Origin of the sequence: Streptomyces sp. NPDC093546 (assembly GCF_044765045.1) — a bacterium.
GTDB lineage: Bacteria > Actinomycetota > Actinomycetes > Streptomycetales > Streptomycetaceae > Streptomyces.
Map to the genome: position 1 here is coordinate 462,186 of NZ_JBIWJG010000004.1, position 12,428 is coordinate 474,613.

Annotated in this window: 9 protein-coding genes; 8 read left to right on the top strand and 1 reads right to left on the bottom strand. The window is 71.8% G+C overall.

Annotated features, from left to right (window positions below):
* Positions 1-65: 65 nt before the first annotated feature.
* Complete coding sequence (locus ACIRNI_RS11745) at positions 66-992, bottom strand: carbohydrate kinase (protein ID WP_403550576.1); 927 nt, start codon at positions 990-992, stop codon at positions 66-68.
* A gap of 152 nt (positions 993-1,144) precedes the next feature.
* Between ACIRNI_RS11745 and ACIRNI_RS11750 the strand changes: the two genes are divergently transcribed.
* From ACIRNI_RS11750 to ACIRNI_RS11785, 8 genes are all read left to right on the top strand, one after another.
* A complete protein-coding gene (locus ACIRNI_RS11750; protein ID WP_403550579.1) occupies positions 1,145-1,573 on the top strand; it encodes a Rieske (2Fe-2S) protein in 429 nt (142 codons plus the stop codon).
* A 67-nt stretch (positions 1,574-1,640) separates the two neighbouring features.
* The gene (gene uvrC / locus ACIRNI_RS11755) at positions 1,641-3,713 is read left to right on the top strand and encodes an excinuclease ABC subunit UvrC (RefSeq protein ID WP_403550581.1); all 2,073 of its coding nucleotides are present in this window, start codon (positions 1,641-1,643) and stop codon (positions 3,711-3,713) included.
* Positions 3,714-3,846: 133 nt separating this feature from the next.
* On the top strand, positions 3,847-4,734 hold the full coding sequence (gene rapZ, locus ACIRNI_RS11760; protein ID WP_355360389.1) for an RNase adapter RapZ: 888 nt from the start codon (positions 3,847-3,849) through the stop codon (positions 4,732-4,734).
* Positions 4,731-5,753 carry a uridine diphosphate-N-acetylglucosamine-binding protein YvcK gene (gene yvcK, locus ACIRNI_RS11765; protein WP_403550582.1) on the top strand — a complete coding sequence of 341 codons (1,023 nt, stop codon included), beginning with the start codon at positions 4,731-4,733 and terminating at the stop codon, positions 5,751-5,753. The genes rapZ and yvcK overlap by 4 nt, the downstream gene beginning before the upstream one ends.
* Positions 5,744-6,733, top strand: coding sequence for a DNA-binding protein WhiA (gene whiA / locus ACIRNI_RS11770; RefSeq protein WP_355360120.1), 990 nt, complete (start codon positions 5,744-5,746; stop codon positions 6,731-6,733). The genes yvcK and whiA overlap by 10 nt, the downstream gene beginning before the upstream one ends.
* A 204-nt stretch (positions 6,734-6,937) precedes the next feature.
* On the top strand, positions 6,938-9,886 hold the full coding sequence (locus ACIRNI_RS11775) for a M14 family zinc carboxypeptidase (RefSeq protein WP_403550584.1): 2,949 nt from the start codon (positions 6,938-6,940) through the stop codon (positions 9,884-9,886).
* Positions 9,887-10,071: 185 nt separating this feature from the next.
* Positions 10,072-11,076, top strand: coding sequence for a type I glyceraldehyde-3-phosphate dehydrogenase (gap, locus tag ACIRNI_RS11780; protein ID WP_403550586.1), 1,005 nt, complete (start codon positions 10,072-10,074; stop codon positions 11,074-11,076).
* Between the two features lie 138 nt (positions 11,077-11,214).
* Complete coding sequence (locus tag ACIRNI_RS11785) at positions 11,215-12,426, top strand: phosphoglycerate kinase (RefSeq protein ID WP_403550588.1); 1,212 nt, start codon at positions 11,215-11,217, stop codon at positions 12,424-12,426.
* Positions 12,427-12,428 lie beyond the last annotated feature (2 nt).

Genomic DNA, 12,428 nt, shown 5'->3' on the forward strand with positions numbered 1-12,428 from the left:
CGGCCGCAGGCCGCGCCGCCCGGTGCCCCCTCCCCACACGGAAGGGCCACCGGGCGGCGCCGGTTTCACCGGTGCGGCAGCAGCGACTGTGGCAACTCCGCCGCGTACGGCGGCTCCGCGCCCGGGCGGGAGCAGGTGACGGCCGACGCGTGGGCCGCGAAGGTCAGGAGCGCCCGCCAGCCGTCGGCATCCAAGGAGTCCACGGCATCCGGGTCGCGGCCCGCCAGGCCGTGCAGCAGCGCGGCGTTCACCGTGTCGCCCGCGCCGATCGTGTCGGCGACCGCCACCGGCACCGCCGGCACCGAGACGTCCAGGCCGCGGGTGAACACCGACAGCCCCGACGCGCCACGGGTCAGCACCACCGCCGAGGGCCCCTTCGCCAGCCACTCCTCCGGCGAACCGCCCAGCCACCGGGCGTCCTCCTCGGAGAGCTTCAGCACCGACACATACGGCAGCCACCCCGCGAACCGCGCCCGGTAGGCGTCCGCGTCCGGAATCAGACCCGGCCGGACGTTCGGGTCCAGCAGTGTGAGCACCCCGCGCCCCGCCTCCCGCAGCAGCAGCGCCTCGTACGCGCTCGCGCCCGGCTCCAGCGCCAGCGAGCACGTCCCGAAGGAGACCGCCCGCACCCCCTCCGGCAGCCGCTCCGGCAGCGCGAAGAGCCGGTCGGCCGTGCCCTGCGCGTAGAACCCGTACCGCGCCGACCCGTCCGCCCCCACCGAGGCCACCGCCAGCGTCGTCGGCTCGGGACCGCGCTGTACGAGTCCGGTGGCGACGCCCGCGGCCCGCAGCCCCTCCAGCAGGGCCTCGCCGAAGGCGTCGGTGGAGATCCGGGAGCAGAAGGCGACGTCCGCGCCCAGCCGCCCCACCGCCACCGCGGTGTTGTACGGGCCGCCGCCCCGCCGCGGCACGAGCGGCGCGAGCGGACGGGCGGCCTCGGCACCGGGCTCGGGGACCAGGTCGATCAGGGACTCTCCTGCCACGACGATCACGGGCCGAACGTAACCCATCGCCGAGGGGCGGGACAGCCCCCGCGGAAGGGCCGCACATCTACGCGGGTATCGTCGGATCCGTACCGAGTCGGCGCGCACCGAGTGGTTCCTTCGCCGACGTCCCCTTCCGCCGTGAGACCCGTGGAGCGCCCATGTCCGGCCAGCCCGCAGCCCGCCGCACCGTGCTGAAAGGTGCCGCCCTCGCCGGGGCCGCCGGGCTGGGCGCCGCCGCCTGCTCCACCGAGTCCAAGCTCGGCCACGCGAAGACCCCGACCCCCACCGCCCCGGTCGACCTCGGCGCGGCGGACGAGGTGCCCGTCGGCGGCGCCAAGCTCTACCGCGAGCAGCGGCTGGTCGTGAGCTGCCCGGCCAAGGGCCAGTACAAGGCGTTCAGCGCCCAGTGCACCCACGCGGGCTGCGTCTTCGACAAGATCGAGGGCATCGAGGGCAACTGCCCCTGCCACGGCAGCCGCTTCGACGTCACGACCGGCAAGGCGCTCAAGGGCCCGGCGACCGCCGCGCTGCCGGAGGTCCCCGTCAAGGTCACCGACGGCAAGCTGGTCGCGGGCCCCGACGCGTAGCGCGACGGCCCCCGCGGGGCCTGTGAGCCCACCCGGAGTGTCAGTGGGCGCCAGTAGGGTGTGAGGCATGGCAGACCCCTCCAGCTACCGCCCCAAGCCGGGACAGATCCCCGACTCGCCGGGGGTCTACAAGTTCCGCGACGAGCACCGCCGGGTGATCTACGTCGGGAAGGCGAAGTCCCTGCGCCAGCGGCTCGCCAACTACTTCCAGGACCTGGCGGGCCTGCACCCGCGCACCCGGACCATGGTCACCACGGCCGCCTCCGTGGAGTGGACCGTGGTGTCGACGGAGGTCGAGGCGCTCCAGCTGGAGTACTCGTGGATCAAGGAGTTCGACCCCCGGTTCAACGTCAAGTACCGCGACGACAAGAGCTATCCCTACCTCGCCGTCACCCTCAACGAGGACTTCCCCCGCGTGCAGGTCATGCGCGGCCAGAAGCGCAAGGGCGTCCGGTACTTCGGCCCTTACAGCCACGCCTGGGCCATCCGCGACACCGTCGACCTGCTGCTCCGCGTCTTCCCGGTACGGACCTGCTCCGCCGGGGTGTTCAAGAACGCCGAGCGCACCGGCCGCCCCTGCCTCCTCGGCTACATCGGCAAGTGCTCGGCCCCCTGCGTGGGCCGGGTGAGCCCGGAGGAACACCGGGAACTGGCCGAGGAGTTCTGCGACTTCATGGCCGGCCGCACCGGCACGTACATCCGCCGCCTGGAGAAGGACATGATGGTGGCGGCCGAGGACATGGAGTACGAGCGGGCCGCCCGGCTCCGCGACGACATAGAGGCCCTGAAGCGGGCCATGGAGAAGAGCGCCGTCGTCCTCGCCGACGCCACCGACGCCGACCTGATCGCCGTCGCCGAGGACGAGCTGGAAGCCGCCGTCCAGATCTTCCACGTCCGCGGCGGCCGGGTCCGAGGCCAGCGCGGCTGGGTCACCGACAAGGTGGAGGCGGTCGACACCGCGGGCCTGGTCGAGCACGCGCTCCAGCAGCTGTACGGCGACGAGACCGGCGACGCCGTCCCCAAGGAGGTCCTCGTCCCGGCCCTCCCCGAGGACGTCGATGCCGTCACCCAGTGGCTCACCGGCCGCCGCGGGTCGAACGTCTCCCTGCGCATCCCGCAGCGCGGCGACAAGAAGGCGCTGATGGAGACCGTGGGCCGCAACGCCCAGCAGGCCCTCGTCCTGCACAAGACCAAGCGCGCCAGCGACCTGACCACGCGCTCCCGCGCCCTGGAGGAGATCGCCGAGGCGCTGGGTCTGGAGACGGCCCCCCTGCGCATCGAGTGCTTCGACATCTCGCACTTCCAGGGCGAGGACGTCGTCGCGTCCATGGTCGTCTTCGAGGACGGCCTGCCCCGCAAGAGCGAGTACCGCCGCTTCCAGATCAGAGGCTTCGAGGGGCAGGACGACGTCCGCTCGATGCACGAGGTCGTCAGCCGCCGCTTCAAGCGGTACCTGGCGGAGCGCGAGCGGACCGGCGAGTGGGCGGTGGAGGAGCCCGACGGAGCCGCAGGCGGTGCCGACGGCACCACCCCCGGCACGGTCCCCGCACCCGGCGAGGCGCCGACCGCCCTCGGTCTCGCCGACGAGACCGGCCGGCCGAGGAAGTTCGCCTACCCGCCCCAGCTCGTCGTCGTCGACGGCGGACGCCCGCAGGTCGCGGCGGCCCGCCGCGCCCTCGACGAGCTCGGCATCGACGACGTCGCCGTCTGCGGCCTCGCCAAGCGCCTGGAGGAGGTCTGGCTGCCGGACGAGGAGGACCCGGTCGTCCTGCCCCGCAGCAGCGAGGGCCTGTACCTCCTCCAGCGCGTCCGGGACACGGCGCACGACTTCGCCATCCGCTACCAGCGCAGCAAGCGCTCCAAGCGGATCAGGACCAGCCCGCTCGACGACGTCCCCGGTCTCGGCGACACCCGAAAGCAGGCGCTGATCAAGCATTTCGGCTCGGTGAAGCGGCTGCGGCAGGCGACAATCGAGCAGATCTGCGAGGTACCGGGCCTCGGCCGGAAGACCGCCGAAGCCGTGGCCGTCGCCCTCGCTCAGGCCGCCCCGGCCGCTCCCGCCGTGAACACCGCGACAGGAGAGATCATTGAAGACGACGGCGGGGGAACCGCACAGGACGGGGGAAGCAGAGATGACTGAGCACGAGCCACTGGCGACCGGACCGGCAGTCGACCCGGCGACCGGACCGAAAGCCGGACCAGCTGTCGAACCGGCAGCCGGACCGGCGGCAGAGCGAGAAGACGGAGCAGCACACGTGAGTACGGGCACGACGATGGAGCCCGGTGAGGCCGCCGAGGCGGCCATCCCCGAGCTGGTGATCATCTCCGGCATGTCCGGCGCCGGGCGCAGCACCGCCGCCAAGTGCCTGGAGGACCTCGGCTGGTTCGTGGTGGACAACCTGCCGCCCGCGCTGATCCCCACCATGGTGGAGCTCGGCGCCCGCTCCCAGGGCAATGTCGCGCGGATCGCCGTCGTCGTCGACGTACGCGGCCGCCAGTTCTTCGAGAGCCTGCGCGAGTCCCTCGCCGACCTCGACGCCAAGCAGGTCACCCGCCGCATCGTCTTCCTGGAGTCGTCCGACGACGCCCTGGTCCGCCGCTTCGAGTCGGTGCGCCGCCCGCACCCGCTCCAGGGCGACGGCAGGATCGTCGACGGCATCGCCGCCGAGCGCGACCTGCTGCGCGAGCTGCGCGGCGACGCCGACCTGGTGATCGACACCTCCAGCCTCAACGTCCACGAGCTGCGCGCCAAGATGGACGCCCAGTTCGCCGGCGACGAGGAGCCGGAGCTGCGCGCCACGGTCATGTCCTTCGGCTACAAGTACGGCCTGCCCGTCGACGCCGACCTGGTGGTGGACTGCCGCTTCCTGCCCAACCCGCACTGGGTGCCGGAGCTGCGCCCGTACACCGGCCTCAACGAAGAGGTCTCGGGGTACGTCTTCAACCAGCCGGGCGCCAAGGAGTTCCTGGACCGGTACACCGAGCTGCTCCAGCTGATCTCCACCGGCTACCGCCGCGAGGGCAAGCGGTACGTCACCATCGCCGTCGGCTGCACCGGCGGGAAGCACCGCTCCGTCGCCATGTCCGAGAAGCTCGCCGCCCGCCTCGCCTCCGAGGGAGTCGAGACCGTCGTCGTCCACCGGGACATGGGGCGCGAGTGAGGCCGTACCGCCGGCGTACGAGCACCCTGTCCGCTCGTACGCTCCGCCGACGCGGCGCGCAGCCCAAGGTCGTCGCCCTCGGCGGCGGCATGGGCCTGTCCGCGTCCCTCGCCGCGCTGCGCCGCATCACCGGCGACCTGACCGCCGTGGTCACGGTCGCCGACGACGGCGGCTCCAGCGGCCGGCTCCGCGAGGAGCTCGGCGTGCTGCCGCCCGGGGACCTGCGCAAGGCCCTGGCGGCGCTGTGCGGCGACGACGACTGGGGCCAGACCTGGGCCAGGGTCATCCAGCACCGCTTCCAGTCGCAGGGCGAGCTGCACGAGCACGCGGTCGGCAATCTGCTGATCGTCGCCCTGTGGGAGCAGCTCGGCGACCACGTCCAGGCACTGGACCTGGTCGGCAGGCTGCTCGGCGCGCACGGCCGGGTGCTGCCCATGTCGGCCGTGCCGCTGGAGCTCCAGGCGCTGGTCAAGGGCCATGATCCCGAGCGCCCGGACGCCGTGGACCTGGTGCGCGGGCAGGCCACGGTGGCCCTCACGCCCGGCGAGGTGCAGTCGGTGCACCTCGTGCCGAACGACCCGCCCGCCGTGCCCGAGGCGGTCGCGGCCGTGCTGGACGCGGACTGGGTGGTCCTCGGCCCCGGCTCCTGGTTCTCGTCGGTGATACCGCACCTTCTGGTGCCCGAGTTGCTGGACGCCCTGATCGAGACGAAGGCCCGCCGGGTGCTGTCGCTCAACCTGGCGCCGCAGCCGGGTGAAACCGAGGGCTTCTCCCCGCAGCGTCATTTGGAGGTTTTGGGACGACACGCCCCTAAACTCGCCCTGGACGTGGTGCTGGCCGACGAGGCCGCCGTACCCGACCGCGAGTCCCTCGCAGACGCCGCCCAGCGGCTCGGTGCCGCGGTCGAGCTGGCCCCGGTGGCCAGGAAGGACGGCTTGCCGAAGCACGACCCGGAGCTGTTGGCCGCCGCGTACGACCGTATTTTTCGGATGCATGGAAGGATCGGCCCATGGCGATGACGGCAGCGGTGAAGGACGAAATCTCCCGGCTTCCCGTCACCCGGACCTGCTGCAGAAAGGCGGAGGTCTCGTCGATCCTGCGGTTCGCCGGCGGACTGCACCTGGTCAGCGGGCGGATCGTGATCGAGGCGGAGCTGGACACGGCGATGGCGGCCCGCCGTCTGAAGCGGGACATCGCGGAGATCTTCGGCCACAACTCCGAGTTGATCGTGATGGCACCCGGCGGTCTGCGGCGCGGCTCCCGCTTCGTCGTACGGGTGGTGGCCGGCGGCGACCAGCTGGCGCGGCAGACCGGGCTGGTGGACGGCCGGGGCCGCCCCATCCGGGGCCTGCCGCCGCAGGTCGTCTCCGGCGCCACCTGTGACGCCGAGGCCGCCTGGCGCGGCGCGTTCCTGGCGCACGGCTCGCTGACCGAGCCGGGCCGCTCCTCGTCGCTGGAGGTCACCTGCCCGGGACCGGAGGCGGCGCTCGCGCTGGTCGGCGCCGCCCGGCGGCTCTCCATTCCGGCGAAGGCCCGCGAGGTGCGGGGTGTGGACCGCGTGGTGGTCCGGGACGGTGACGCGATCGGCGCGCTGCTGACCCGGCTCGGGGCACACGACTCGGTGCTGGCCTGGGAGGAGCGGCGGATGCGCCGCGAGGTCCGCGCCACCGCCAACCGCCTGGCCAACTTCGACGACGCCAACCTGCGCCGCTCGGCCCGCGCGGCCGTCGCCGCCGGCGCCCGGGTGCAGCGCGCCCTGGAGATCCTCGGCGAGGAGGTGCCCGAGCACCTGGCGGCTGCCGGGCGGCTGCGGATGGAGCACAAGCAGGCCTCGCTGGAGGAGCTGGGCGCGCTCGCCGACCCGCCGCTGACCAAGGACGCGGTCGCCGGCCGGATCCGCCGCCTCCTGGCGATGGCCGACAAGCGGGCTCAGGACCTGGGCATTCCGGGCACGGAGTCCAGCCTGACGGAGGAGATGGCCGACGGTCTCGTCGGCTGACGTCCGAGAACCCGGTGTGTGTCATTCGCTGCCGGCGCCCCCTCCCCGGGGCGCCGGCAGCGGCGTTTCCCGGCCCCGCGCCGGCCCCCGCGCCGGCCCCGTACAAGACCTGGCCGGTCTCCCCGAGGCGGTATTGACATGATCATGAAGTCTCACAAGCCTGGCGCTGTTCACTTTCGTGGCAGACAACAGCAAGGGGGGCTAATGAGACGCAGAGCGAGATCGATCCTCGCCGCGGCTTCACTGCTGATCGCCGGACTGGCGGCGGGACCCGTCGCCGGAGCGGTACCGAACGACGACGCGGACGGCGACCGCCTGTCCGTATGGCACGCGAAGGTCGGCAAGGACCAGGTGCAGCTGCTCCTCGAGGCCGGTGCCGACGGACACGAGCTGAGCGAGCGCGTCCCCGACAAGGGCACCGCCACCGTCGAGGTGTACCTCACCGGGCCGCAGGCGAAGAGCCTGCGCGACAAGGGCGTCAGCCTCACCGAGTACACCGTCCCCGCCGCCGCCGAGAAGCGCCTCGACGCCGCCGGGGACGGCGTCTTCCGCCCGTACGGCGGCGAGAAGGGGCTCAAGGCGGAGATCATGGCGACCGCCCGCGCCCACCCCGGCATCACCAAGGTCGTCAGCATCGGCAAGACCGTGCGCGGCCAGGACATCCTCGCCCTCAAGCTCACCAAAGCCGCCCAGAAGTCCAAGGACGGCTCCAAGCCCGCCACCCTCTACCTGTCCAACCAGCACGCCCGCGAGTGGATCACCCCCGAGATGACCCGGCGGCTGCTCCACCACTACCTCGCCGGCTACGGCAAGGACCCCCGCATCACGAAGATCGTCGACACCACCGAGCTGTGGTTCGTGCTCTCCGCCAACCCCGACGGCTACGACTTCACACACGCCGACCCCGCCAACCGCCAGTGGCGCAAGAACCTCCGCGACAACAACGGCGACGGCCGGATCACCCCCGGCGACGGCGTCGACCTCAACCGCAACTTCTCCTACAAGTGGGGTTACGACGACGAGGGTTCGTCCCCCGACCCCGCCGACGAGACCTACCGCGGCACCGGCCCCATGTCCGAGCCGGAGACGAAGGCGCTCGACGCCTTCCAGAAGCGGATCGGCTTCCAGTACGGCATCAACTACCACTCCGCCGCCCAGCTGATCCTCTACGGCGTGGGCTGGCAGGTCGCCACCGACACCCCCGACGACGTGCCCCTCAAGGCGCTGGCCGGCACACCGGCCAAGCCCGCGATCCCCGGCTACCGCCCCCAGGTCTCCTCCGAGCTCTACACCACCAACGGCGAAGCCGACGGCCACGCCGCCAACGTCAACGGCATGCAGATGTTCACCCCGGAGATGTCGACCTGCGCCACCGCCTCCCGCGTCGACCCGAACGACCCCTGGGAACCGGCCGACTGCGCCTCCGTCTTCACCTTCCCCGACGACGAGAAGCTGATCCAGCAGGAGCTCGCCAAGAACATCCCGTTCGCGCTCGCCGTCGCCGAATCCGCCGCCCGCCCGGACAACCCGGTCTCCCCGACCGGCGCCGACGCGCCCCCCTTCGTCCCCGACGCCTTCACCACCTCGTACGCGTACGACGGCGCCGACCAGGAGGTCTCCGTCACCGCGCGCAGGTCCCTGCGGGACAAGGAGCTCAAGTACCGCGTCAACGGCGGCCGCACCCACGACCAGCGCCTCGAAGCCTGGGAGGGCGGCGAGACGTACGGCGGCGAGGACAACCTCTACTACGACGAGTACCGCGCCGAGGTCCAGGACGGCGAACCGGGCGACACGGTCGAGGTCTGGTTCACCGGCCGCACCCGCGACGGCGAACGCGTCTCCTCGGCCCCCTTCACGTACACCATCGCCGCCCGCCCGCGCGGCGACGTACTGGTCCTCGCCGAGGAGGGCGGCACCGCGCAGCACGCGGCCGCGTACACCCGGGCCGTGCGGGACAACGGCCGCCGCGCCGCCGTCTGGGACGTCGCCACCCAGGGCGCCCCACACCCGCTCGGCGTGCTCGGCCACTTCGGGACCGTCGTCTGGTACACCGGCGCGAACGCGCCCTCCGGCCCCACCATGCTCGCCGTGCGCGACTACCTCAACGAGGGCGGCAAGCTCGTCAACGCGGGCGAGCAGGCGGGCGGCCTGGTCGACATCGGCCGCGCCGACTCCAACGACTTCGCGCAGTACTACCTCGGCGCGTACCACCGCGCCGGGCTGAAGGACCCGACGGGCTTCACCGGGGCCGGGCCCTTCGCCGGTGCGAGCGCGTCGCTCGGCCCGGTCGCGGGCAACCCCCTCGACCACGCCGGCGCCTACACCGTCACCTCCGACACCCTCCCGCCGGACCGCTTCCCGCAGTTCCGCAGCGCCGCCGCCGGCGACTACCCCGGCCTGCGCACCCCCTTCGAACCGTCCGAGGGCACCTCCTTCGCGGCCGTCCGGCACGCCGACGACACCTGGGCGCGGCTCACCCGCACCATCGACCTCACCGGTGTCGACGCCGCCTCGAAGCCCACCCTCCGCTTCGCCCTCAGCCACGACACCGAGCCCGGCTACGACAACGTCGTCGTCGAGGCCCACACCGCCGGGCAGGACGACTGGACCACCCTCCCCGACGCCAACGGCAACACCTCCACCACCGTCCCGACCGACTGCGGCGAAGGCTTCTACGTCGCCGGCCACCCCTTCCTCACGCGCTACCTCACCGTCGGCGCCGACGGCTGCACGGCCACCGGCACCACCGGCGCCTGGCACGCCTTCACCGGCGCCTCCAACGGCTGGCGCCAGGCCGCCGTCGACCTGAGCGCGTACGCGGGCAAGAAGGTCGAGCTCTCCCTCTCGTACGTCACCGACCCCGGCACCGGCGGGATGGGCGTCTTCGTCGACGACACCGAGCTGGTCGTCGGCTCCGCCCGGCAGGACGGCGAGGGCTTCGAGGCCTCGCTGGGCCCCTGGACCGTCACCGGCCCGCCGGCCGGCAGCCCGGGCAACGGCGCCGACTGGACGCGCTCGCCCGCGCTGTTCCACTCCCAGGCGGCCGTCGCCACCCGCGACACCGTGCTCCTCGGCTTCGGCCTGGAGCACGTGGCCACCGCGGCCGAGCGCAAGCAACTCCTCGGAAGGGCGCTCACCGCGCTCCGCCGCTGACCCTGCGTAACCGGTGAGAGGCCCCGGGAACCGTACCCACCAGTAGGTACGGGACCCGGGGTCGGACGGATGCGCTGGATGTCACTAGCGCGCCCTAGGCGGGGTAGGGTCGTAATCGGTCGGGGACATCCCAAATAAAACTCGCCGGCGTCGAAACCCGGCGTACCTAACGAGGAGATCGGTTCGTGACGATCCGCGTAGGCATCAACGGCTTTGGCCGCATCGGTCGTAACTACTTCCGCGCGCTGCTGGAGCAGGGTGCAGACATCGAGATCGTGGCTGTCAACGACCTGGGTGACACCGCGACCACCGCTCACCTGCTGAAGTACGACACCATCCTGGGCCGTCTCAAGGCCGAGGTGAGCCACACCGCCGACACCATCACGGTCGACGGCCACACGATCAAGGTGCTGTCCGAGCGCAACCCCGCCGACATCCCGTGGGGCGAGCTGGGCGTCGACATCGTCATCGAGTCGACCGGCATCTTCACGAAGAAGGCCGACGCCGAGAAGCACATCGCCGGCGGCGCGAAGAAGGTCCTCATCTCGGCTCCGGCCAGTGACGAGGACATCACCATCGTCATGGGCGTCAACCAGGACAAGTACGACGCGGCCAACCACCACGTCATCTCCAACGCCTCCTGCACCACCAACTGCGTTGCGCCGATGGCCAAGGTCCTCGACGAGAACTTCGGCATCGTCAAGGGCATGATGACGACCGTCCACGCGTACACCAACGACCAGCGCATCCTGGACTTCCCGCACAAGGACCTGCGCCGCGCCCGCGCCGCCGCGGAGAACATCATCCCGACCTCCACGGGCGCCGCCAAGGCCACCTCGCTGGTCCTCCCGCAGCTCAAGGGCAAGCTGGACGGCATCGCCATGCGCGTCCCGGTCCCGACCGGCTCGGTCACCGACCTCGTCATCGAGCTCGACCGCGAGGTCACCAAGGACGAGATCAACACCGCCTTCCAGAAGGCCGCCGAGGGTCAGCTCAAGGGCATCCTGGAGTACACCGAGGACCCGATCGTCTCCTCGGACATCGTCAACTGGCCGGCCTCCTGCACCTTCGACTCGCTGCTGACGATGGTCCAGGGCAAGCAGGTCAAGGTCGTCGGCTGGTACGACAACGAGTGGGGTTACTCCAACCGACTCGTCGACCTCACCGTCTTCGTCGGCGAGCAGCTCTGAGAGTCTAAAGCCACCAGGGCAGGCATCACGATGTGAGCACAGGGCTCGGGCAGCGCAACGCCGCGCTGTACGGGCCCTGTCGCTTGCGTCGATCCTCCCTCGCGTTGATCTTCCTAGGAGTACGGAGCAACAGGACAGATGAAGACGATCGACGAACTTCTCCGCCAAGGAGTGGACGGCAAGCGGGTATTCGTCCGCGCCGACCTCAACGTGCCGCTGGACGGCACCACCATCACCGACGACGGCCGCATCCGCGCCGTCCTGCCGACCGTCAAGGCGCTGACCGAGGCCGGTGCCAAGGTCGTCGTGGCCTCGCACCTCGGCCGCCCCAAGGGCGCCCCGGACCCGGCCTTCACGCTGCGGTTCGCCGCCGCGCGCCTCGGCGAGCTCCTCGGCCGTCCGGTGGCCTTCGCCGGCGACACCATCGGCTCCGAGGCCCACTCCGCGGTCTCCAACCTCGAGGCCGGCCAGGTCGCCGTCCTGGAGAACCTCCGCTTCAACGCCGGCGAGACCTCCAAGGACGACGCCGAGCGCGCCGAGTTCGCCGCCCGCCTCGCCGCCCTCGCGGACGTGTACGTCGGCGACGGCTTCGGCGCGGTGCACCGCAAGCACGCCTCCGTCTACGACCTGCCGAAGCTGCTCCCGAGCTACGCCGGGTACCTGATCGCCACCGAGGTCGGCGTCCTGAAGAGGCTCACCGAGGACGTCAGGCGGCCGTACGTCGTCGTCCTCGGCGGCGCCAAGGTCTCCGACAAGCTGGGCGTCATCGACCAGCTGCTGGAGAAGGCCGACCGCATCCTGATCGGCGGCGGCATGGCGTACACCTTCCTCAAGGCCAAGGGCCACGAGGTCGGCATCTCGCTGCTCCAGGAGGACCAGGTCCCGGTGTGCCTGGAGTACCTGGCGCGCGCCGAGAAGAAGGGCGTGGAGTTCGTGCTCCCCGTCGACGTCCTGGTCTCCGCCGACTTCCCGGACCTGAAGACCAAGGCCCCGGCGCACCCGACCACGGTCGCCACCACCGCCATCCCGGCGGACCAGGAGGGCCTCGACATCGGCCCGAAGACCCGCGAGCTGTACGCGTCGAAGCTCGCCGACGCTGCCACCGTCTTCTGGAACGGCCCCATGGGCGTCTTCGAGCACCCTGACTACGCCGAGGGCACCAAGGCCGTCGCCCAGGCGCTCGCCGACTCCCCGGCCTTCTCGGTCGTCGGCGGTGGCGACTCCGCCGCGGCCGTCCGGACCCTGGGCTTCGACGAGAACGCTTTCGGCCACATCTCGACCGGTGGTGGCGCGAGCCTCGAGTACCTCGAGGGCAAGACGCTTCCCGGCCTCGCCGCACTGGAGGACTGACC